General features: G+C 35.2%; 19 protein-coding genes and 2 pseudogenes. 6 read left to right on the top strand and 15 right to left on the bottom strand.

Annotated features, from left to right (window positions below; genetic code table 11):
• Positions 1–92: 92 nt before the first annotated feature.
• Positions 93–1,340, bottom strand: coding sequence for a hypothetical protein (locus VK90_RS04545; protein ID WP_048370748.1), 1,248 nt, complete (start codon positions 1,338–1,340; stop codon positions 93–95).
• A gap of 173 nt (positions 1,341–1,513) precedes the next feature.
• Between VK90_RS04545 and VK90_RS04540 the strand changes: the two genes are divergently transcribed.
• Complete coding sequence (locus tag VK90_RS04540; RefSeq protein ID WP_048370746.1) at positions 1,514–2,191, top strand: response regulator transcription factor; 678 nt, start codon at positions 1,514–1,516, stop codon at positions 2,189–2,191.
• Positions 2,192–2,202: 11 nt separating this feature from the next.
• Positions 2,203–3,611 (top strand): annotated as a pseudogene (locus VK90_RS04535) (sensor histidine kinase).
• 3 nt (positions 3,612–3,614) lie between these two features.
• Here the strand turns inward: VK90_RS04535 and VK90_RS04530 are convergent.
• The gene (locus tag VK90_RS04530) at positions 3,615–4,139 is read right to left on the bottom strand and encodes a dihydrofolate reductase family protein (RefSeq protein ID WP_048370744.1); all 525 of its coding nucleotides are present in this window, start codon (positions 4,137–4,139) and stop codon (positions 3,615–3,617) included.
• 108 nt (positions 4,140–4,247) lie between these two features.
• Between VK90_RS04530 and VK90_RS04525 the strand changes: the two genes are divergently transcribed.
• Positions 4,248–5,189, top strand: a complete 942-nt coding sequence (locus VK90_RS04525; RefSeq protein WP_048370743.1) for a helix-turn-helix transcriptional regulator — start codon at positions 4,248–4,250, stop codon at positions 5,187–5,189.
• A 217-nt stretch (positions 5,190–5,406) separates the two neighbouring features.
• Here VK90_RS04525 and VK90_RS04520 read toward each other — a convergent pair whose 3' ends face one another.
• The 9 genes from VK90_RS04520 to VK90_RS04480 all read right to left on the bottom strand — a co-directional run bounded on the left by VK90_RS04520 (position 5,407) and on the right by VK90_RS04480 (position 13,829).
• A complete protein-coding gene (locus VK90_RS04520) occupies positions 5,407–5,784 on the bottom strand; it encodes an OsmC family protein (protein ID WP_025149808.1) in 378 nt (125 codons plus the stop codon).
• Positions 5,762–7,186: an amino acid permease gene (locus VK90_RS04515; RefSeq protein WP_025149807.1), complete on the bottom strand. Its 1,425-nt coding sequence runs from the start codon at positions 7,184–7,186 to the stop codon at positions 5,762–5,764. Before VK90_RS04515 ends, VK90_RS04520 begins: the two co-directional genes overlap by 23 nt.
• Before the next feature lie 202 nt (positions 7,187–7,388).
• Positions 7,389–8,033, bottom strand: a complete 645-nt coding sequence (locus VK90_RS04510; RefSeq protein WP_048370740.1) for an amino acid ABC transporter permease — start codon at positions 8,031–8,033, stop codon at positions 7,389–7,391.
• A complete protein-coding gene (locus VK90_RS04505; RefSeq protein ID WP_048370738.1) occupies positions 8,034–8,690 on the bottom strand; it encodes an amino acid ABC transporter permease in 657 nt (218 codons plus the stop codon). It abuts the gene before it with no gap.
• A gap of 131 nt (positions 8,691–8,821) precedes the next feature.
• On the bottom strand, positions 8,822–9,652 hold the full coding sequence (gene glnH, locus VK90_RS04500) for a glutamine ABC transporter substrate-binding protein GlnH (RefSeq protein WP_048370736.1): 831 nt from the start codon (positions 9,650–9,652) through the stop codon (positions 8,822–8,824).
• A 12-nt stretch (positions 9,653–9,664) separates the two neighbouring features.
• On the bottom strand, positions 9,665–10,483 hold the full coding sequence (locus tag VK90_RS04495; protein WP_327916440.1) for an amino acid ABC transporter ATP-binding protein: 819 nt from the start codon (positions 10,481–10,483) through the stop codon (positions 9,665–9,667).
• Between the two features lie 46 nt (positions 10,484–10,529).
• A complete protein-coding gene (locus VK90_RS04490) occupies positions 10,530–11,990 on the bottom strand; it encodes an alanine/glycine:cation symporter family protein (protein ID WP_048370733.1) in 1,461 nt (486 codons plus the stop codon).
• Positions 11,991–12,147: 157 nt separating this feature from the next.
• Complete coding sequence (locus VK90_RS04485; protein ID WP_048370731.1) at positions 12,148–13,119, bottom strand: phosphotransferase enzyme family protein; 972 nt, start codon at positions 13,117–13,119, stop codon at positions 12,148–12,150.
• Positions 13,120–13,142: 23 nt separating this feature from the next.
• Complete coding sequence (locus tag VK90_RS04480) at positions 13,143–13,829, bottom strand: CPBP family intramembrane glutamic endopeptidase (protein WP_048370729.1); 687 nt, start codon at positions 13,827–13,829, stop codon at positions 13,143–13,145.
• A 149-nt stretch (positions 13,830–13,978) separates the two neighbouring features.
• Here VK90_RS04480 and gerKA point away from each other — a divergent pair, with 149 nt between their 5' ends.
• Both gerKA and VK90_RS04470 read left to right on the top strand, forming a co-directional pair.
• A complete protein-coding gene (gene gerKA, locus VK90_RS04475; protein ID WP_048370727.1) occupies positions 13,979–15,481 on the top strand; it encodes a spore germination protein GerKA in 1,503 nt (500 codons plus the stop codon).
• Positions 15,462–16,570: pseudogene (locus VK90_RS04470) on the top strand (GerAB/ArcD/ProY family transporter). Before gerKA ends, VK90_RS04470 begins: the two are co-directional and overlap by 20 nt.
• A gap of 265 nt (positions 16,571–16,835) precedes the next feature.
• On the opposite strand, the gene treC reads toward VK90_RS04470, so the two are convergent.
• The 3 genes from treC to treR all read right to left on the bottom strand — a co-directional run bounded on the left by treC (position 16,836) and on the right by treR (position 20,788).
• On the bottom strand, positions 16,836–18,497 hold the full coding sequence (treC, locus tag VK90_RS04465; RefSeq protein ID WP_048370725.1) for an alpha,alpha-phosphotrehalase: 1,662 nt from the start codon (positions 18,495–18,497) through the stop codon (positions 16,836–16,838).
• Positions 18,498–18,510: 13 nt separating this feature from the next.
• Entirely contained in the window at positions 18,511–19,938 is a 1,428-nt protein-coding gene (gene treP / locus VK90_RS04460) for a PTS system trehalose-specific EIIBC component (RefSeq protein WP_048370723.1), read from the bottom strand.
• A gap of 139 nt (positions 19,939–20,077) precedes the next feature.
• Positions 20,078–20,788: a trehalose operon repressor gene (gene treR, locus VK90_RS04455; protein WP_048370721.1), complete on the bottom strand. Its 711-nt coding sequence runs from the start codon at positions 20,786–20,788 to the stop codon at positions 20,078–20,080.
• 448 nt (positions 20,789–21,236) lie between these two features.
• Here treR and VK90_RS04450 point away from each other — a divergent pair, with 448 nt between their 5' ends.
• Positions 21,237–22,631, top strand: a complete 1,395-nt coding sequence (locus VK90_RS04450; RefSeq protein WP_048370720.1) for an amino acid permease — start codon at positions 21,237–21,239, stop codon at positions 22,629–22,631.
• Between the two features lie 34 nt (positions 22,632–22,665).
• Here the strand turns inward: VK90_RS04450 and VK90_RS04445 are convergent, their stop codons facing one another.
• Positions 22,666–24,369: a putative bifunctional diguanylate cyclase/phosphodiesterase gene (locus VK90_RS04445; RefSeq protein ID WP_048370718.1), complete on the bottom strand. Its 1,704-nt coding sequence runs from the start codon at positions 24,367–24,369 to the stop codon at positions 22,666–22,668.
• Between the last annotated feature and the right edge of the window lie 227 nt (positions 24,370–24,596).

Here is a 24,596-nt window from a genome sequence, read left to right as displayed (position 1 = left end):
TGCACGAAGGCTATTATATAACGAGTAGAAGATTTTTTGCTATGTAAAAGTTTCCTAAAAAAAGACGCTACCTCCGCAGCGTCTTTTCCTATTTAATGTCCACCATGCCCCTTTCCATTTTCTTGAACAATCTCTAACCTCTCATCCAATATACCTTGCGTTTCAAATGAAATATTTTCAGTATTCCCTAATAAGAATCCATGATTGTACGGACCGATTGTTGGATCATCTTTAAACTTCGGTTGAATGCTAGCAAGGAAATCATATACTGGTTGCGAAGCTTTACCTTCTTCTAAAAATAATACCGGAGCATGTTTACCCATATGTGAAAACGGTGCTCCCGCAATTGCTAAGTCTGGTGTTTTGCTTGAAACAAATGACAAACCGTGACCTGGTTTTGTGAACCCCCAGCCAAATTTCGTTTTTTCATCTTTAAATTTCGCAAACGCAACAGAATTTTCTGTTGGAGTCTCCCCACTAATACGTGTTACTTTTCCGTATTTACTTAACTCCTTTTCTACTTCTTTCGAAATGATTTTTTCTGGTCCTAACACATATATATTCGCTTTATCTTTTCTCATTTTTAGCGCCTCGATTGTCGCTTCTGACACCTTTTCTTTTTCTACATATAGAAGAGGTTCTGGCATATGAGAAATCCAATTTACAGCTGGTGTTGTATATAAGCGCCCTTCTTCTTCAGACGAACCGATAATAACACTATTTGGATAATTCCCTGTTATATCGGCATATTCTTTATCAACATCTTTAGCAAATTTAGCTGGATCCGTTTCTTTTATTTGCTTTACTTTATAGTCTTTTAATTGCTCTAGTGCTGAAGCACCTACATCCCCCATCACCATAATTTGCGTTCCATCTTTTGTTCCGAGGGGATTTAATCGTTTTATTTCTTTTAACGTCATTTCCGGCACCGCTTCTTTTTCTATAAATAAAATCGGCCCATTATTCGGATGATGAATAAGATCCGCACTTGCAATCCCTAATTGCCACTCGTCCACCGGCACTAAAATAACCGCACCTGGCTGATTCTCTTTATGAGTTGCTGGCCATATTGTTTGCGAAGTTAATACTGTCATTTGCAGAGGATCATTTGTATTTAATCTCGTTATATTTTTTAAACTTGTCGTTAATAAATCATTCGATGCTCCTTTATTCATTTCTTTCGGCGCAGTCACCTCTTGATTCATTTTCATTTCCTTTTGCTCTGTTTTCTTCTCTTTTGTAGATTCATGATTTTTATGATCTGTGTTCGTTTGCCCACATGCCGCAAGACCGGCTGCCGTAATTATTGTTATCCCAAGGATTCGGGTCTTTTTCTTCACTATATCGCCTCCGCTTCATCGTTTTCGAGCCAATATTATTACTTAAAATGGAATTTCACCTTTACGATAACAAGCAATTCTGAAGAAATTATGCAGATGCATTATAATCTGCACCATTTCTTCATGATTTTGACTTACAATTTAAGTAATAACTACAAATGCGGAGGTACTCTATGATCGATATACTACTCGTAGACGATGAACCGAGAATGCTTGAATTATTAACTCTTTATCTTACTCCAATCGGATATAACTGCGTATGTGCGGTATCTGGAGAAGAAGCTATTTCACATATAGAAAATCGAAACTTCAAATTTGTTTTACTCGATATTATGATGCCAAAGACGGATGGATGGGAAACGTGCAAAAGAATTCGTTCATTTAGTAACGTTCCAATCATTATGGTAACCGCTCGTGATCAAACGGTAGATGTCATTCAAGGATTAAAACTTGGAGCAGATGATTATGTGACGAAGCCTTTCCATGAAGAGGAGCTTTTCGCAAGAATTGAAGCTGTTTTACGGCGTACGAATCAACATACGCAAATCCAATATCACGGCATTTTATGGGATGAGACAAAGCATTTCGCTTCTGTACATAATGAAGAACTTCTTCTCACTCCGATCGAATTCTCTTTACTCGGATTATTCTTACGCCATGTGAATTACGTATTAAGCCGTGATCAGCTCATTGAACGGATTTGGGGTTTAAATACAAATACAGAAGATAGAACAGTCGATTCACATATTCGTAATTTGCGTGATAAATTACGAAAAGTAAATTTCCCTATTGATCACCATTTAAAAACTATATACGGAGTAGGTTATCGATGGATTGATAGCGAAAATTAAGGAGCAAAACAATGAAGCGAATTTCTATTCAACTCGGATTTTATTTTCTAATTGTTACACTTTTAATCGAAAGTGTTCTATTTGTCTTGCTCTATTATAGCCTTGTAAACGCTAGAGTAAATGAAGAAATGACAGCTTTATTAAAGCGCGGAAATAGTCACCGAGATGTCCTTGAAAAGTATTTTGACAGGCAAACAATCTCTCACGTCGCTTTAATGGAATCCGAAGCTGAAACAACCGTTGTTATTACAAATGCAAATAAGGAAGTACTAGCAAAGTCTAACGAACCAGATAAGACTATAAAAAAGCATATTGCCGAGATGAATACGAGTACAGATCATAACGGATCTATTATAGAAAATCATTGGAAAACATCTAATTATATATGTACAGTTAGTCCCATTGTAGTAAATGGAAAATTAGAAGGTTATGTTTATATGTTTCTCAGAACAACATCAATCGAAGAAATGATTAATGGCTTAACAAAACAATTTATTATTGCCGGCATCGTGACTTTCCTATTAACAGTCGTCACAATTTTTCTATTATCCCGCTTATTAACAAAACCATTGTTACACATGAAACATGCCACTGAAAAAATGAGTAAGGGCGATTTATCCGTTTCTTTAACTACTACTCGAAATGATGAAATTGGTGAACTTGCAGAATCCATTCAAACTCTTGCAAATGATTTACATTATATGAAAACCGAAAGAAGTGAATTTCTAGCGAGTGTTGCTCATGAATTACGAACACCTTTAACGTACGTAAGAGGTTATGCTGACATTGCATTAAAAGAAAGTACAGCTCCTGAGCAACGTTTACGATATTTATCCATTATAAAAGACGAATCTGATTACATTACGAACCTAGTCCAAGATTTATTTGTACTTGCTCAAATGGAAAAGCATAGCTTTTCTATTGAAGTAAAAGAAGTGTATTTACATTCTTTTCTTACTCGTATAACAGAAAAAGTAAACGCTATGTATGAGAAAAAACATATTGCAGTTTCTTTCACATGTCCTTCTTCACTCTCAGCAAACCTTGATGAACAACGATTTGAACAAGTGATGATGAACATCTTAAATAATGCTTATAGGCATTCGAAAGAGCATTCTCAAATAAAAATCTCTATTACCAAGGAACAAACACATATTATATTTCTCATTCAAGACGAAGGCGAAGGTATTCCGCAAGAAGACCTCCCTCACATCTTCGACCGCTTTTATCGCGTTGACAAAGCAAGATCACGTGCAACAGGAGGAACTGGTTTAGGACTATCCATTGTGAAAGAAATTGTAGAACTACACGGCGGGAATATTACCGTAACAAGTGAAGTTGGTCATGGATCTTGCTTTGTGATTTCATTACCATCCTTATAATAAAACACGACTATACATTCATAGTCGTGTTCTATTAGCATTTAGGCTTTTCTTTTATAATATAAGTTTACAAACTGTCCAAAACGCTTTGTATCCGTTAAAGTTAAATCAATTTGCGGACTCTTTTCTTTAAATAACGGAATACCAGAACCTAATATATGAGGTGTAATCGTAACAATATATTCATCAATTAAATTACTCTTAAAAAATTCTCTCAGTAGACTCCCTCCACCGACCATCCATATTTTAGATCCCTCCTCCTCTTTTAAACTTTTTGTAAACTCCACTACATCTTCATTTACAAACTCTACATGTTCGTTTGAACCTTTTTCTGAATTAGAAAAAACATAACATTTTTTATCCAGGTATGGGAATGTTTCCGTATGCTCTATCACATAATCATACGTTCTCTTCCCCATGATTATTGTATCAATCGATTCATACATTTCTGTATAACCGTTATCGCCCTCTCCTTCAGTTTCCATTAACCACTGTAAATCATCATCTTCTTTCGCGATAAATCCATCCAAACTAGCTGCAATAAATAAAACAACTTCACGTGACATATTTTTTCCTCCTCGCATCTCATATTGATAAGATTATGATGTAAGCAATATACTAACAATAAAACATGACAATTAATGTCATGTTTTAAAAAGAAAAAGGTGATATCCTTGTCAAAAGCAAAACGTTTATTAGACATTCTTATATTCGCTTCTGCAAAAAGGAAATTTACAGCTCAAGAAATAGCTGATGAGTTCAATATATCTATTCGTACTGTTCATAGATACATTTTAGATTTGAGTGATATGGGGTTACCCATTTACGCTGAACAAGGTCGCAATGGAGGATATAAAGTATTAACGAATAGAGTAATTCCACCTATTTTATTCACTGAAGAAGAAGCTGTCTCCATCTTTTTTGCTTTTCAATCTTTAAGCTACTATCGTAACTTGCCTTTTAATACGGAAATCAATTCCGTTACACATAAACTATATGGCTCTCTACAAAATGATGCGAAAGCTAAAGTTGATACAATACGTTCTTATATCGCTTTTTGGAATCCGAAGAGGACAATTGATACACCACTTTTAAAAGAAGTGTTAACAGCAGCTATTGAAAATAAAAATTTACACTTTCAATACGAATCTAAATCTGGAATAAAAACAAAACATGTTCATCCTATCGGTGTATATGCTCACGATGGTTTATGGTATTTGCCATCCTATGACTTTAGTAGAAAGAAAGTATTACTGTATCGTGTCGATCGTATTCTTTCCATATTATCAATGGAAGAAAACGAAGATACATTCATGAATTTAGAAGAATGGTTTGCCTCTAACTCTAACGTAATAATCATTCCTACTCAGTTACATGTTTTATTAACGACAGAAGGCGTGCGCCAATGTAAAAGCGTTCCTTACCTTGAAGAGTTCGTTGAAGTAAACGAAGATGGGACAGGGTATATAAATTCAACAATTGATAAAGGAGAAATTAATTTTATTACCCCTTTATTTTATCGGCTTGGAAAAGATGCAAAAGTTTTAGAACCGAAAGAATTAATAGATGGTTTACGCATACGTGCGAAAGAAGTTTTAAATATGTATGGAGACTAAAAAGACGTAAGAGAATTCCTCTTTCAAAAACATAAAAACGTGAGCGCCCTATTCTCACGTTTTTACATCTTACTTTATCCCGCATTAACGGGCAGTAAGACTCCTATCTCAAAATTCTGCTGTAAAGCAAAGGAGTTAGATAGGAGATCAACTGCCCGTAAAAGCCCGATTGGTTCAACTAATAATCAGTGGGGATAAACACCCACTGATTAAAGTTTTACTTTATTAATTCAATTGTTTCTGTAACCTTTATACTATCTTTTACAGATTGAACAATCGTACAATTCTTCACTGCAAGTTGCAGTGCCTTGTCTAATTGCTCCTCTGTAATGTTTTTCGCTTTAATTTTATAGTGCAAATGAACACTTTCAACTGGTTTTGATAAAGCTTCACTTCTCCCAATTTCAGTTTCAATTGTAAACGTATCGTATGTAATACGTTTCTTTTCTAAAATCGTTCGAAAAACAATTGCACTGCATCCCGCAATAGAAGAAACGAGTAATTCTAACGGTGAATACCCATCTTCTTTTCCGATTGCTAATTTGTCATACGATAAATCTGCTCGAATATTATCATGCTTGATTTTTATTTTCATACTTCGCTTCCATCTCCACTTTCATCGGTTTCTGCCGTTTCTTACTCATATAATAATATATGTAACAGAAAATGATAAATGGAATACCACAATATAACGCCATTCGTTGCTCAGGAATAAACGCTAAACTAATAACAACGATACTATTTGTAATTAAAGCTAAAATTGGGACAATTGGATATAGTGGTGTTCTATACTTTAAGTCCTCTAACTTTCCTCCGCCTTTTATATACTGACTTCTAAAACGAAGTTGTGATAAAGCAATAATAATCCAACTTGAAACAGCGGATAAACCAGCTATAGATAATAAGTACATATATACTGTATCTTCTGCAAGGAAGCTTGTTAATAAAGAAAGAGCAGCAACAGCAATTGTTACGACTAGCGCTGTAATTGGAATACCTCGTTTATTTACCTTCTTAAAGGAAGTTGGTGCCATTCCTTCATTTGCAAGTGACCATAGTATACGTGTTGCTGCATATAATCCTGAGTTCGCTACAGATAATAAAGCAGTAATAATAACGAAGTTCATAATATCCGCTGCATATGGAATACCAATTTTATCAAATACAACTACGAATGGACTTTCAATTACTCCTGCTTCTTTCCAAGAAATTAATCCTACTAAAATTGTCATTGTTAAAATGAAGAATAACATAATGCGCCATACTGTATTACGAATTGCGCGTGGAATTGTTTTTTCAGGCTCCTGACTCTCTCCTGCTGCAATCCCGATTAACTCTGTTCCTTGGAATGAAAAGTTAACTGTAATCATCGTAAGAAGTACTGCAGCTAGTCCATTTGGGAATAGTCCGCCATCACTTACAAAGTTAGAGAAAAGAGGCGCTGCTTCTTTTCCGTCGTATGGTAAAAATCCTAGTAATGCACTACCACCAAGAACAACAAATGCAATAATTGTAACTACCTTAATACTAGAGAACCAAAACTCTAATTCAGCATAACTTTTCGCTGAGATAGCGTTTGAAGCATATAAAATAACCCCGAATACGAGACACCATACCCAAACATCAACATTTGGAAACCATCTTTTCATCATTAAACCGATCGACGTTAATTCTAATCCTACTGTTACTGCCCATCCAAGCCAGTATAGCCAGCCGATCATAAATCCAGTTCCAGGTCCGATAAACTTCGTCGCATACTTTTGGAAAGAACCTGAAACTGGCATCGCTACCGTTAGCTCTCCAAGACAAAGCATTGTTAAATACATAATAAATCCGCCCACTAAATAAGAAAGAATTGCTCCCCCTGGTCCAGCTTGATTAATAGTGTATCCTGAACCCAGGAAAAACCCTGTCCCGATTACACCACCTAGTGCTATCATAAATAAATGTCTACTCTTCATCGTACGATGTAATTTATCATTCGTTGTTTGCTGCATTGTAATCCTCCCCTATAAACCCTCTATCTCTTTTTAAAATTTTCTGATAATAAAAATATACACGAAAGCGGTTACAATTTCTATATAAAATTAAAACTTTTCTGATAAAATATTATAAAAATTTAATTATTAAGAGATTCGGATTCTATTTTAAGGTAATTAAGGATTTATAAGGAAAAACTCTTACGTATTATTGTAAGAGTTAACGAAGTTCTAATCTTCTCGATAAAATTGATAAACTGTAATTTACGATGAAATACATACAAGCTGCTAATATAAATGTTGGAATCATATAATTTACGTTCTGTCCGCTAATAATTTGAGCATTATGCATAAGCTCCGGCAATGATATAACAACTGCCAGTGACGTATCCTTTAATAATGAAATAAATTGGCTGACAAGCGGCGGTACCATTCTTCTCAACGCTTGGGGTAAAATAATGTTCCAAATCGTTTGGACATATGTTAATCCTGACGAGCGCGCCGCTTCCATTTGTCCTTTTTCGATAGATAATAGACCACTTCGAACAATTTCAGATATCATCGCTGCTTCAAATATCGTTAAAGCAACAATTGCGGCTGTTATAATTTCTAATTTCAAACCTGCCTCTGGAAGTGCAAAATACGTAAAAAATATAATTAGAAGAAGGGGTAAATTTCGAATGACTTCAACGATAAAGCCTAGTATTTGTGAGACGACGGGTATTTTTGTATAGCGCAAAGTTCCTATTACACTACCGATAATAAAACTAAGTACAATCGCTACAAGAGCGACTTCTAGCGTTATAAGCAATCCTTTTAATAAAAAGAGTATATGATCTCCCGTAATAGCACCTTGAAAATCCATTTACACCGCCTCCTTTGCCAAGCGTCTTTCCAAATAACGCACTAGCATACTTAGCGGAATTGTTAATACTAAATAAAACATCCCGACAAATATATATACATCAAACGTAACGAACGTCTTCGTTGAAATTAAATCTCCTTGATACATTAAATCCGCCCCAGCAATAATTCCGAGTATAGAAGAGTTCTTCACTAAATTGAGAAATTGATTTCCTAAAGGAGGGATTACGATTTTCATCGCTTGAGGTAAAACAATATAATACATCGCTTGTACGTATGTTAGCCCTGAAGAGCGCGCCGCTTCCATTTGTCCTTTCGCGACTGATAAAATACCCGCACGAATTACTTCCGCAATAAAAGCAGCTGTATAAACTGTAAGCGCAACTGTCCCTGCTACAAAACCATTAAAAGTAATTCCTATTACAGGCAAAGCAAAATAGAAAATGAATGCAATTAATACGAGTGGAATATTTCTAACAAATTCTACATAGGCAGATCCGATCCAATTCAAAATACGGATAGGTGCAATACGCATCACCGCCATAATAACCCCTAAAACAAAACTCCCTATTAGCGCAATTACACTAGACATTACCGTATATTTAAATCCTTCTAAATACATATCAATGTTAGTTGTCAAAATAGAAAAATCAGGCAAGTACAATCACCTCTTTCTTTATAAGAAGAGGATGAGCATCCCTCATCCTCTCATTCTTACTATTTATCCCGATTGGTGTAGGCTAATAATTAGTAGGAGTAAACCCCTCCCCCACTGATTAAAGTTTCACTTTATTTTTCTTGTTTTTGACCGATCCATTTTTCATACAATTTATCGTATTCCCCATTAGCCTTCATATCTTTTAGTAAACTATTAATCTCTTTCGTTAAATCGTCCGCACCTTTTTGAACTGCAATTCCGTACGGTTCATCCGTAAAGATTTTCCCAACAACTTCATAATTTGCATCTTGCTTTGCCATTCCGTACAATATCGCATTATCTGTCGTTAAAACATCTCCTTTGCCTGCTTTTAACGCTGTAAATGCCTCACTATAATTTTCAAACTCCAATACAGTCGCTTCCGGTGCCTTTTGACGAATGTTATTTGTAGACGTCGAGCCTTTCACAGCCAATACTTTTACATCTTTTTTCACATCATCAATACTTTTAATATTGCTTCCTTTTTTCACAAGTAACGATTGCCCCGCTTTAAAATATACATCTGAAAAATCAACTTCTTTTTTACGTTCTTCCGTAATCGTCATTGTTGCGATAATCACGTCAATATCACCATTTTTCAGCATAGGAATACGTGTTTTAGAAGTTACTTCTTTCAGCTCTAATTTATTTTCATCTCCAAGAATCTTTTTCGCAAGCGCCTTTGCTACATCAATGTCAAATCCTTCTACCTTCCCGGTTGAAGGATTTTTCAATCCAAATAAATTCGTATCATTTTTCACCCCGACTACTAATTTCCCGCGCTTCTTAATTTGCTCAACAACTCCACCTTGCTTCGTATTTGTTTCTTTCGCCTCATCTTTTTTATTTCCACATCCAGCGACAACGAGCACGAATAGGCATGAAAATACAATTAAAGTAAACAACTTTTTCATTTTAAGCATGAAATTCCTCCTTTAATGATTTAACACCCGACTTAAAAACAAACGAGCTCTTTCTTGTTCAGGATTTGCAAAAAATTGTGCTGGTGTTGTATCTTCAATAATTTGGCCGTCATCCATAAATAAAATCCTATCTGCTACCTCACGTGCAAATCCCATCTCATGTGTGACAACTACCATCGTCATCCCTTCTTTAGCCAGCGCTTTCATAACATCAAGCACTTCACCAATCATCTCTGGATCAAGAGCAGACGTTGGCTCATCAAACAACATAATTTTCGGCTGCATCGCAAGCCCTCTTGCAATTGCTACCCTTTGCTGTTGTCCTCCCGATAGTTGATGTGGATATACACCGGCCTTCTCCGGGATTCCTACCTTTTCTAAATAAAACATCGCTGTTTTCTCAGCTTCCTCTTTTGATGCTTTATTTACTTTAATTGGCGCCAGTGTAATATTTTGAAGTACTGTTTTATGTGGATATAAATAAAAGTGTTGAAAGACCATCCCAATATTTCGGCGCAATTCATTCATATTTGTTTTCGCATTGTGTACTTCCGTATTTTGTACAATCAATTCTCCATCAGTAATTGACTCCAATTGATTTATACACCGAAGTAACGTACTTTTCCCTGACCCCGAAGGCCCAATAACTACTACCACTTCACCCTTTTGCACTTGCACATTAATATTTTTCAAAACTTGAAAGTTACCATAATATTTATTTACATTACGAAACTCAATCAACAAACTCCCCCCTTCCCCTAACAAAGCATGTACATTCTTTTTATATTCAAAAATAGGCAAAAAAATAACTTTCAGCCTCATTTTGCACATAAAAAAGAGCAAAGGGCTTCCCCTTTGCTCCTCTATTCCTATTCTATTAAGATACTTCTTCTTTTTTATCTTTCCCGTATTCATGCTCCCAGAAATCTGCATTTTTGATTCCTAAAGGCTGCGGATCGAATACTGGATCTTTTCCTTCTTTTTTCTGCTTTTCATAATCCTTTAATGCGATCAATGCTGGTTTTTGTAATAATAGAATCGCAATAATATTAACCCATGCCATAATTCCTACACCGATATCACCTAAAGCCCATGCTGTTTCGGCTGTTTTTACACAACCGTAGAATACAACTCCTAAGAATACAAACTTTAGTACGATAGACATCCAAGGACGGTCTTTATCCCGGTTTAAGTAAGCAATATTCGTTTCTGCAATGTAGTAATAAGCCATAATAGTTGTAAATGCGAAGAATAATAGAGAAATCGCTACGAAAGCGCTTCCGAATCCAGGGAAAACAGATTCTACTGCTGCCTGTGTATAACCAGGACCTGGCTGTGCACCATTTAATTTATTGACGATAAAGTTTTTTCCGCTTGCATCAAATACGTTATACATGCCTGTAATAATCATCATAAATGCTGTTGCTGAACAAACAAATAATGTATCAATGTAAACGGAAAATGCTTGCACTAATCCTTGTTTAGCTGGATGTGATACTTCAGCAGCTGCTGCGGCATGCGGTCCAGTTCCTTGCCCTGCTTCATTTGAATAAATACCACGTTTTACCCCCCAGGAAATCGCTAAACCAATAATCCCACCAAAAGCAGCTTCTAATGCAAATGCACTTTTTAAAATTAACATGAAAGCGTCTGGTAGTTTTTCAATATTCATAGCTACAATTACACAGGCTACTAAAATATAGCCAAGCGCCATAAACGGCACTACAACCTGCGCTACGTTAACAATTCGCTTAACTCCACCAAAAATAATAAGTGCTAATGCCGCTACTAATACCGCTCCGGATACAGAAGTATTAATGCCAAAAGCTGTTTCCAAACTTATAGCAATACTATTCGCCTGAACACCCGGTAACAGCATCCCCGTCGCAAGAATCGTTGCTGCGACGAACACTAATGCGTACCATTTAACCCCTAGTCCCTTTTCAATGTAATAAGCCGGACCACCGCGGAATTGTCCTTGATGCTTCGTCTTATATATTTGTGCAAGTGTCGATTCTACATAGGCAGAACCTGCTCCTAGAAAAGCTACCGCCCACATCCAAAAGACAGCTCCTGGACCACCAAATGCAACAGCCGTTGCAACACCCGCAATATTTCCTGTTCCAACGCGTCCTGATAATGAAAGTGCTAACGCTTGGAACGAAGAAACACCCGCATCCGATTTTTCCCCTTGAAATGTAAGCTTCACCATTTCTCCTACATGTCTTACTTGTAAAAACCTCGTTCGAATGGAAAAATATAGACCTACTCCTAAACATAAATAGACAAGTGCGGGACTCCAAACAATATTATTTATCCAACTTACGATAGCTTCCAATATTCCCCCTCCTCTTTATAAAGAATTTTCAGAATATATAAAAATTATAAATGTATACTGAATCTATGACAATATTATTTTAATAAAACAAACATATTTTTGTATAAAAAAACAAAGTATATATTTATTTTACATACTTTGTTTTGATATGAATGTATTATATATTCACAATCGCTTCTTTCTTTATAATTCTTTCATAAAGTTGTTCCGATAATTCTCTGAAATTATCAGACATATCTTTCCCTTTAAACTTCTTTTGAAGCGTACCGTATAGGCCTATATCACGTAAACGTAAAAATAACGGTAACGATTCATACCAACTATCCGCTAGCCTGTGCTCATATTCATAACCTTTTCGTAACACTTCTAACTGTTTACGAGCAAATTCTGTCTTCTCTTCTACAGTCCACGGTGTAAAAAGTACAGAGTAATAAAGAACCATTGCTAAATCATGTATAAAGTAATTATAAGCCGCATCATCAAAATCAAAGATTGTTAACTCTTTGCCATCATAATGAAAGTTGCCCGGATGAATATCACCATGCATAAGACCGAACGTCTCCTTTTCAATTGGAAGAGCTTTTATCTCATTCATTAATACAGTTGCAATCTCTTTCACTTTCTTATCTTCTAATTCGTTAACAATTGCACTCTCATCCTCTTCCCACGTATCACGGTCATCTGTTTTAGGATAATTCATTGTCAGACGATGCAGTTGTCCAATTGCTTTTCCCCATGCTTCAAAGAAAGTATCTCCCCAATAAGGCGATTCGTCTCCTTTCACTTGCTCACCTTTCGCATATACAAATAACGAAGCATAAAAAGAAGTACCATCCTCCGCTCCGATTTCTTCTACAAGGTTTTGAAATATTGAGTAGTAAGGACCAGCCGCTTTCGCTCCATGCTCTGCAACATACCGTAAAAAATCTAGTTCGGCCTCTACCTCTTTTTTAGAACGATGGGAAGAATGTGTTAAGCGTAATACGTAATCTTCATCATTTCTATCCTTCGCTTTAAAAATATAATTCTCGAAATCACCAAGTGGTTTTTTTTCCACTGTCACATGAAATGACTTTGCTGCTCTTGCTAAAATCTCTTTTGTAAAAACTCGTTCTACAGCTATTTCCATATGTATCCCTCCTATATATCTTCTTAATTCGACATAAATGTGAGAAGTACTGCTATGAAATTAAATAGTGCGTGGGCAACCATAGCTGATAAAATAGAATTTGTTTTCTCATATAACCATGCGAATGCTACTCCGCTTAAAAAATTCACCGGTAATGTGTTGTATGTTGGGATATGAACAACAGTAAATATTATTGAACTTAAAAGCATACCGCCCCATATGCCATATCTATCACGAAAAAACGTATAAAAAACACCTCGATATAAAATCTCTTCATAGATTGGTGATATAACCGCCGCTCCAATTACCGCGATGCAGAACGAATATATTGATTTATCATTTTGGACCGTCTCCGTTTTACTATTTTCAAAAGAAATCCCCAGTTTCTCCATTATCATTAATACACCAATACTAACTACAATCAAAGAAATAACCGCTACAAATGTCCACAATAAATCTTTCCATGAAAGCTTCCGAATTCCAATATCTTTCCACGACAGTTTATATCTTTTTATGCAAAAAAGATAAACTACAAAAATAAATATCACTGCCATTATAAGTCCCATTAATACTCCAGCATATAATGAGTTCCCTATTATTTTTAAAGCATAATCATAAAAAAGAGATTCAACTGTTACTGGAACAATCAGAAATACGAAAACAAATAAATATAAAATTTCTTTCCATCCCCACATATGCTTCAAGGTCATCTATACCATCCCCTATATTCTATTTTCTTTAGTATAAAAGATGACGTAACGTAACTTTCAAGCTACTTTTTTCAAATACTCCAAGCATAAATTTCTCACAAAAAGCAAAAATTAACAGAAGTAATTTTATTCTAAAAGAGGTGGAAATTATGACACAACAAGAAGAACAGCAAAAGAGCAAGAATCAAAAGCATATGTTTCCATCACTTTCGGAAAACATTAATTACATCGAAAACAAACTCTGCCATTCTGATGATATAAAAAAATTAGATGTTCCCTTTCAAAATGGAAAAGGAACAATCTTATATATCGAATCTTTAGCAGATCCAAATTTAATTCACCAATTAGCTCTTGAGCCACTATTAACTCGATCTGAGCTGTCACTAGATAAAGCTTTTTCTACATTGAATATGAAAAAAGAAACGAATCTAAATTATGGTGCGCAACTTTTATTACAAGGTAAATCTTTATATTTCCATGAGCATGTCGAAAACTTTTGTATTTTTGAAACAGCTTTATCTTTAAAGAGAGATATAACAGAGCCTGATAATGAAGGGATTGTGCGCGGTCCACATACTGGTTTTGTAGAAGATTTAGCAACTAATTTAGCCTCTATTCGTAAACTCATTAAGAGTCCGAATTTAGTTGTTAAGTATTTTACAATCGGTGAAGAGATGCACACGAAAGTGGCAATAACTTATATTCAAAATTTAGCTAATGATGACCTCGTCACAGAAGTGAAAAGAAGATTAGAAATGATTAAGACCGATGCACTAATGCCTCCAGGATACATACAAGAATTTATAGAGGATACGTCTTTCTCACCATTTCCGCAACAATTAAATACAGAGCGTCCAGATAGAACTGCTGCTAATTTAATGGAGGGACGAGTTGCTATTTTATCAGATGGAGATCCAACAGCACTTATCGTTCCGATTACATTATTTGCTTTTTATCAATCACCTGATGACTATAATAATCGCTGGATTGTCGGCTCTTTCGTACGAATGATTCGCTTAGTAAGTTTCTTAATCGCTTTTCTCTTACCAGCTATATATATCGCAACTGTCGCCTTTCATCCTGATGTATTACCACTCGAACTCGTTTATACAATTAAAGCTTCATTAGAAAAAGTACCACTCCCTCCGATTTTTGAGGCACTCTTAATGGAATTGATTTTCGAATTATTACGAGAAGCTGGTATTCGTCTGCCGAGCCGGGTTGGACAAACAATCGGTATTGTAGGAGGTTTAGTAATTGGTGATGCGATCGTAAAAGCTGGACTCGTTTCTTACACAATGATTATCGTTGTAGCTTTAACTGCAATCGCTTCTTTTCTCGTGCCATCAAACGATATGAGTTCAGCGGTTCGGATTCTTCGTTTTCCATTAATGATCCTTGCTGCCCTATTCGGATATGTAGGGATTTCATTTGGCCTAATTATAACTTTCGTTCACTTATGTCAGCTTCATTCTTTTCATACACCATATCTTTCTCCTCTTGCACCAATGCGTATAAAAGATATGAAAGATTCTTTTGTAAGACTTCCAATTTGGTCATTTTGGGAACGACCACATGATCCAAAACCGAAAAAAATGCAACGACAACATGTAACGAGAGAGGATGAGGATGGTGACAAACACGCAAAGTAAAATTGCGCTTGTTCAATTTACCTTTTTCGTTATTCAATGCCAAATCGGGGTAGGTATACTCTCTCTCTACCAAATCGGCTTCACCCTATCGCTAAAGGTGGCGGATGGATTTCTACACTTATAGCTGGGCTGGCAATTCAACTTATCATTTTACTTATGTGGTTTTTATTAAGAAGATTTCCTAATGCAGATATATATGAAATTGCTTCTATGATGTTTGGTAATAAATTGGGGAAACTATTAGGATTTTCTTATGTTTTTTATTTTACCCTTATCGGTATGACCGTTATGCTAAAAGCTTGTAACGTCATTAAAGTATGGGTTTTGCAAGCAACTCCTTGGTCTGCAATTCTCATATTATGTACAATAGCTTGTTGTTATGTCGCTTATAACACGTTTAAAGTCATCGTACGATTTTATGTCATGGCCTCTATTCTCATTATTCCAATGGCCCTTTTAATTGCCCTAGGACTCACGCGAGCTGATTTTTCTTATATTTTTCCAATTACAGAGGCTGGATGGTGGAATATTATTCAAGCATCCAAAGAAACAATTACAGCAATGTATGGGTTTGAAATTATTCTTATCGCTTACCCAAAAGTAAATGGAAATCCTGCAGCAAGACTAAAAGCCATTTCTATTGCTAATGGTTTTGTTACAATCTTTTATGCTTTTACCGTTTGGATCTGTTTTATCGTATTTAGCTCAAAGCAAGTTGAGATTATTCCAGAGCCTGTCGCTTACTTACTACGCTCCTTACACATCGGGATTATAGACCGGACTGATTTGATTTTCATTCCAATTTGGATGATAACTGTTGTAGCTTCTATTGCTAGTTATTACTACGCTGCTTCTATAGGTATTAGACATATATTCAATCTCGCTAATCATAAAAAGGCTGTTCCCATTGTTGCGCTCATTTCATTTAGTATTTCCTTATTTATTGATACACCTGAAGAATTAAAAGGACTTGCACAATTTACTGATAAATTCACCTATATTTTTATAGTAATCTTACCTTTTTTATTTCTTCTTTATTCCTTACTCAGAAATAAGAAAGAGGCACAATATGCACAAAAAAATAATTAAATTAAGTGCAATCTTATGTGTTAGTTCACTCCTTTCTGGCTGTTGAGATCAAGAACCATTAAGAGAGGCAAGATTAGCTTTATTTAATAAAGACAAACTAACTGGACATTTACCTCTGAAACAAGCTGTTTTATTCGTGTTATTAACCGGAAAAATGGGAACAAGGATTATGCAAAAGTGAAGTTTAAACCCGAAGTAGAAGTGAATATTTTGTATAGTGGTGTCTTAAAGTAAAAGGTTGTATGCCGCGCGGGCATACAACCTTTTATTTCGTATATCGATATACAATTGACTCATACGGTCTCAGCACGAGATTTTTTATCTCCTTGCTTGAGTCTCCATAATTGGATAATAATACTTCTTGTTTCATTCCATCCAATTGAACATTCACTGGTGCAGAATATGTTATTTCTTCTCCATAGAAGTTATTTATAACAAGTAATAATTCATTATTCACAGTGCGTGTATATGCCCAAATCTTAGGGTGATTCTTATCTAAAACATCATATTTCCCTTCTGTAATTACATCATATGTTTTTCGAAGTTCAATTAACTTTTTATAATGATAAAATACAGATTCTTTATCATTTAATGCGTTTTCCACATTAATTTCTTTATAATTTTCAGCTACGGAAATCCACGGTGTATTCGTTGTGAAACCGCTATTCACCTCTTCATTCCACTGCATCGGAGTACGTGAGTTATCACGAGATTTTTGTTTTAAAATCTCTATAATCTCTTCTTTTAATAAGCCTTCTTCCTGTTTTATATCATATATATTTAACGATTCTACATCACGATATTGCTCAATAGAACGGAAGTTAGGGTTCGTCATACCAATTTCTTCCCCTTGATAAATATAAGGCGTTCCTTGCAACATATGCATAGCTGTCGCTAACATTTTAGCAGATTCATTTCGGTACTTCCCATCATCCCCAAAGCGTGACACAATGCGCGGCTGGTCATGATTACACCAGAATAACGCATTCCATCCTCCGCCCTTTTGCATTTCAATTTGCCAATTAGACATAATTTCTTTTAATTTAATAAAATCAAAATCAGCTTTCGTCCACTTATCACCATTCGGATAATCTACTTTTAAATGGTGGAAACTAAACGTCATGCTTAGTTCATTACGACCAGGGTTTGAATATTTAATGCAATTATCAATTGTCGTAGATGACATTTCCCCAACTGTAATAACATCTTTTCCTTCAAACACATTTCGGTTCATCTCTTGTAAATATTCATGAACGCGTGGGCCATCCGTATAATATTTACGCCCATCACTTGTAGCCGTACTTCCTTCATCACTTAAAAACCTTTGATCCTTTGAAATTAAATTAATAACATCAAGGCGGAATCCTTTTACACCTTTATCTAGCCAAAAGCGCATCATATCGTACACTTCTTCACGAAGCCTTTCATTTTCCCAATTTAAATCCGCTTGCGTTTCATCAAATAGATGTAAAAAGTATTGCTCTGTCTTTTCATCATATTTCCAAGCAGATCCGCCAAATTTAGACTGCCAATTATTCTTTTCATCACGCCAAATATAATAATTACGATACGGACTATTTTTATCTTCCTTCGCTTCTTTAAACCACTTATGCTCTGTCGAACTATGGTTTACAACAATATCGAGCATAATCTCCATATTACGTGCTTTCGCTTCTTCTAAAAGCGCTTCAAACTCTTCCATCGTTCCGTAAGACGGGTCTATACGATAATAATCACTGACATCATAACCATTATCGTTTTGTGGCGACTGGTATATCGGTGTTAACCAAATATAATCTACTCCGAGTTCTTTCAAATAATCTAGTTTCTCTGTAACTCCTTTTATATCGCCCGTTCCTTTATTGTAGTAACTATTAAAGCTCTTCGGATAAATTTGATAGACTACACTTTTATGCCAATCCTTCATGCTTAACTTCCTCCTACTTCTGTTTTACTCGTTTCGCAAATAGCCATGTTAGCGTAAATGGAATTACCACTGCTATAATCATTCCTAAAATAAACATTGGAATCGATTTCGGAATGATAGAAATAAATGCTGGCAATCCGCCAATTCCGATAGCCGGTGCTAATACGCCATTTAATGTAATGAATATCGCCGCTATAGCAGAACCAATAATCGCTGCATAGAACGGGAATTTATTTCGTAAATTCACACCGAACATCGCTGGCTCTGTAATACCGAAGTACGCTGAAATTGCTGATGTCGATGCCATGCTTTTATCATTTTGATTTTTAGAAATCCAGAACATTGCCAGTGCCGCACTACCTTGTGCAATGTTAGAAAGAGCAATCATCGGCCAAATAAACGTACCGCCATGCTGCGCAATTAATTGTAAATCAATTGCAATAAACATATGATGCATACCTGTAATTACTAACGGTGCATATAATGCTCCAAATAATACTGCTCCAACTACTGGCACTGTTTCATATACCCCTACTAATCCAGCTGTTAATAAATCTCCAATATGACGTGTAACTGGACCAATAATTCCTAATGCTAATACACCTGTTACAACGATTGTTGTAATTGGTACAACTAATAATTGAATTGCGTTTGGTACATGTTTCTTTAAAAAGATTTCTACTTTACTTAATACGAATGCCGCTACTAAAATCGGTAAAATTTGACCTTGATATCCTACTTTCTCAATTTGGAATAACCCCAAAATATTGAAGTACTCAATTTTTTGACCATCTAATCCTGCTGCTGCTTTTCCATAATTCCAAGCATTTAATAAATCCGGATGCACAAGCATTAATCCCATAACAATTCCTAATATCGGACTACCACCAAAACGCTTCGTCGCTGACCAACCGACAAGTGCTGGTAAGAATACGAATGCAGTATTGGCCATCATATTAATTAAATCCCAAAGTCCACTTAAGTTCGGATAAACATCTAATAAATTTTTCCCATCAAAGAATAAGTCCTTCGCTCCTAACAGGTTATTAATCCCCATTAGTAAACCTGCCGTAATAATCGCTGGTAAAATTGGCATAAATACATCTGAAAATACTTTTACAAACTTTTGAACTGGATTTAATTTTTTATCCCCTGAATCTTTTACATCAGCTACTGTCGATTCTTTCATACCTGCAAGCGTTATCAATTCAGCGTAAATACGATCTACGTCTCCTGGGCCAATTACAATTTGAAATACCCCAGCGTTATGAAACGCTCCCTTCACTAATGAAACAGACTGCAATTTATCATTATCTATTTTACTTTCATCCTTTAAAGCTATACGGAGCCTCGTTACACAGTGCGCAGCTTGTTCAATATTGTCTTTCCCTCCAATATACTGCAGCACTTCTTCTGCTGTTTTACGATAGTCTTTCCCCATATTCCCGTCCCTCTTTTCTTTTTTTGATACCGTTTACAATTACATATTAACTCGTATATATAAGTTAGTCAACACTCGTATATACGAGTTGGTTATTTTTTTATAAAAAAAGAGATGAAACGTTATTCGTTCCATCTCTTTATTTTCTTCGCGCCACATCCGAAAAGTGAAAGATATCTAAACGGTGACGTGATTCCGTATATTCGAATTGACTCCCATCGTACAAATGCGTAAAGTTTTTTACAACGACAACATAGTCTGTTCCATTTAAATCTAAATACTTTCGGTCATTATCTGTACATGGCTGTACTTCAATTACCCTCTGTGAATAACTAATATGTAGTCCTAATTCTTTCTCAATGTATTTATAAATCGATTCCGTTGCAATTTCTCTCGTTAATCCTGGAATATATTCAGATACAAAATGGTTTATATCTAAAATTACTTTTTCTCCGTCAATATTTCGCACGCGTTTAATATGATCTATTTCTGTGTTTTCTTTCACGTTTAATAACTTTGCTACATCTTTCTTCGCTTTCATTTTCTCTATTTCCACGACATCTGTAATACAATGACGGCCTAAACGCTCGTTTTCTTCTTGAAAACTTATAATGCCTCCAAAGTTAAATTCAATATTTTTTCGCTTTAAAACAAAAACACCTTTTCCATGTATTTTTTGAACATATCCACGCTCTTGCAATAAATCTACAGCTTTTCTTACAGTACCTCGACTTGCCTCATACTGCTTCATTAATTCTGTTTCTGATGGAATTTTGCATCCTTCTTTTAATTGTTTATTATCAATAGACTTGCTGATTTCTGTATAAATTTGTTCATACTTACTCATCATCTACAATAACCCCTTGTCACCTTCTAATTCTATATGTATTATACCATGCTACACTCTTCTGCCAATCTCTCACTTATTTTCCAGTACAAGAAAAATATAGATAAATATTTAGTCTCTAAAACGTATTTTTATAATTTTTTTTATATTTTTCTTTTCATTCAAAAAAACATGTAGTATACTAACTTCAAAATCAGAGGAGAAAGGGAGCAAAGAACTATGCTTACTTATACAACTGTAGTTACATTTGCACAAAAACATCATCATCATACTTAACCCTTGAAACCTAGCGGAAAAATTACGCGTAGGTACAAGGGTTATTCCCATTGTACCTACGCTTTGGCAAAGAGCCATGTAGGTATTTTTTATCTACATGGCTCTTTTTTTATTGCATAAAAAGCTAGTAAAAAATGATGTTTAAGCAAAACTTACTACAAAGGAGTTAACAAAAATGGAAACGAAAAAATGGGGATTATGGATTTTAACAGCTTTTGTTATCGGGAATATGGTTGGCGGTGGCGTATTTATGCTTCCAGCAAACTTAGCACAAGTATCAGGTCCAATGGGCTCTACACTTGCTTGGTGTATTACAGGACTTGGTGTATTTATGATTGCACTCGTATTCGGAAATTTAGCAATTCGCAAGCCAGAATTAAAAGCCGGGCCACAAAGTTATGCTCAAGCAATGTTTCCTTCTCAAAAGGCAGGTAAAGTTGCAGGATATAGTATGGCTTGGGGATACTGGGCTGCTAACTGGGCTGCTACAGCATCTGTAATTATTTCCTTCGCAGGATATTTATCAACATTCTTTCCCGTTTTACAAAGTAAGCAAATTCTCTTTTCAATAAATGGATTTTCACTAGAACTAGGAAAAGGGTTAACTTTCCTAGTATGTAGCCTTATGTTATGGGGAATTCAATATATTCTTTCTCAAAATATTGATCGAGCTGGAAATATGAACCTTCTTGCTACCATTGCAAAAATTATCGGATTTACAATGTTTATTGTGATCACATTATTCATTTTTAATGCCTCTAATTTCGGAGACGGTCAAACATTTATGAATGAAGCAGGGCAATCCATTTCGTTAGGTGGACAAATCAATTCAGCTGCTATTGCAACACTTTGGGCCTTTATCGGCATTGAGTCAGCCGTTATGCTTTCTAACCGAGCAAAATCTCAGCGCGATGTTAAGAAAGCTACGATTTTCGGATTAATTATCGCTCTTCTTATTTACATGGCAATTACTTTACTGACAATGGGTGCTCTTCCACAAGATGCTTTAAAAGAGTCTCAAAAGCCATTAGTAGATGCATTAAATTTAGCGATTGGTACTAAAGGTGCTTATATAATGGCACTACTTGCGCTCGTATCTTTATTTGGATCTACTGTAGGCTGGATCGTTGTTAGCTCAGAAGTGCCTTACCAAGCAGCAAAAAACGGACTTTTCCCTAAGGTTTTCGGAAAAACGAATAAAAAAGGAAGTCCTTCAAAATCATTATTTATTACAAATGTGATGACACAAATTTTCTTGTTTTCAACAATTTCTGGTACTGTTTCAGAAGCATATAATTTCGCTATTGTTGTAGCGACATTAGCATATTTAATTCCGTACCTTGTTTCTACCTTGTACCAATTAAAATTAGTTATTACGGGAGAAACGTATGACATAATGCCTGGATCTCGAGTAAAAGATGGAATCATTACTGCATTAGCATTTTTATATTCCATTTGGGTGATTAAAACAGGCACTGCTGATTTAAAAACATTCTTCTTAGGAATTGGTTTGTTTGTAGTAGGTCTTATTCTTTATCCAGTTTTAATGAAAAATCCACAAAAAAACTAATAAAAAAGAGAAGCTTTCCGCTTCTCTTTTTTTATTAAAAATCGTTTATTAACTTTTCTTTTAGCTCTCCTACCGTTAAAGGTTTTGCATAATAAAACCCCTGTACATAATCACAACCCATTGATTTCAATAAACTTTCTTGTTCTACCGTTTCTACCCCTTCAGCAACTACTGCTAAATTTAAACTATGAGCAATTTCAGTAACGGATTTCACAATCGTTCTCTCTGGTTGTGCGTGATCATAATGAAACTCCCGAATAAAATTACGATCGATTTTTACAATATCAAGTGGGAGTTGTTTTAAATAATATAATGAAGAATAGCCTGTTCCGAAATCGTCTAAGGCGATTAAAACTCCCATACTTCTTAATTCTTGTAATGTAGCGATAATATAATCAAAATGGCGTACAGCTATACTTTCTGTTATTTCTAATATTAAACGATTCGGTGGAAATCCAGTTCGCTTTAATATACTACGAACAGATAAAATAAAACGCTTTTGCATCAATTGCTGTATTGATAAATTAACGGATAATCTCAGCCCTTCTTGATACTCTGGTAATGTTTTAAACAATCGACATGACTTTTCTAATACCCAGTCTCCTAGTTTTATAATAAGCCCACACTCTTCAGCTACAGGGATAAATTCACTTGGTGAAATAGGACCTTCTTCTGTCGTACAACGTACTAAAGCCTCAACACCAGTACATTTCTTTGTTTTCAAATCAATAATTGGCTGTAATACCACTTTTAATTCTTCGTCACGAATTGCTTTTTGCAAAGCAAACTCTATTTTCATTCTACGATTTATTTTCGCACGTAATTCATCTGTAAAGAAGCACGCTGCATTTCTTCCTTGCTCCTTTGCACTATACATGGCTAAATCCGAATTTTTCAATAAAGCTTCAACATCTTTTCCATCTTGTGGATATGAGCATAGTCCTAAGCTAGCAGAAATATATACTTCATGACCTTCAAGCATAAATGGTGCTTGGAAGCACGACAATACGGATGTCGCTAATTGCCTCATCTCATCTTGTGTATGATTTTTTGTTAGTAGAACAAATTCGTCTCCACCAAGCCTAGCTAGAACATCTTTCTCTCCTAGCACATAATGTAACCGTGAGGCCACCTCACTTAAAAGTAAATCTCCTATCATATGACCTAACGTATCATTTACTAATTTAAAACGATCTAAATCAAAGTAAATCATGCCAAACTCTTGCTTCTCTGCAATCATCTCATTTACAGTCGTTATTAACTGCAAACGATTTGGTAAACTCGTTAAAGCATCATGATAAGCAAGTTCCCTATAACGGCTTTCACTTAATCTTAAACGTTGTTCCGTCGCTTTCCTACTACTAATATCATTTCGAATTGCAATAAATTGATAAGGTTCTCCTGTTTCATTTAAAAATGGAACAATTGTTGTTTTAACCCAATAATATGTACCATCTTTTGCTTGATTTCGAATTTCACCTGTCCAGACTTTTCCACTCAAAATACGTTTCCATAAATTTTTAAAAAATGCTTTCGGATGGTATCCCGAATTCAAAATGCGATGATCTTTTCCGATTAACTCTTCTCTTTTATATTTTGAGATTTTACAAAATTTATCATTTACATATGTAATAAGACCATTTCGATCTGTAATAGCAACAATTGAAGACTCATCTAATGCTAATTTTAAATCTCGCAATGAAGAGTCATATAATGCATGACCTCTTTGTTCTAGCATGCGCACCTCTCCTTGCTTCCTATCTGGCTAAAACACAACTTGTTTCTCTTCATAGAAATAGAGATATTTCATTTTCTAACTAATATGCCTTTGCATTAATCACAATTTTTTTAAAATAGGCCGATTAAAATAACATAATATTATTTATAAGAAAAAGCAATATAGTGCTATTTTAATTATATTAGAGAGTTCTTTCCTCTCTGATTATCAGACCTTATTATACAATA

The organism is Bacillus sp. LK2, from assembly GCF_001043575.1.
Classification (GTDB): Bacteria; Bacillota; Bacilli; order Bacillales; family Bacillaceae_G; genus Bacillus_A; species Bacillus_A paramycoides.
This window is presented reverse-complemented; position numbering and strand designations above follow the sequence as displayed.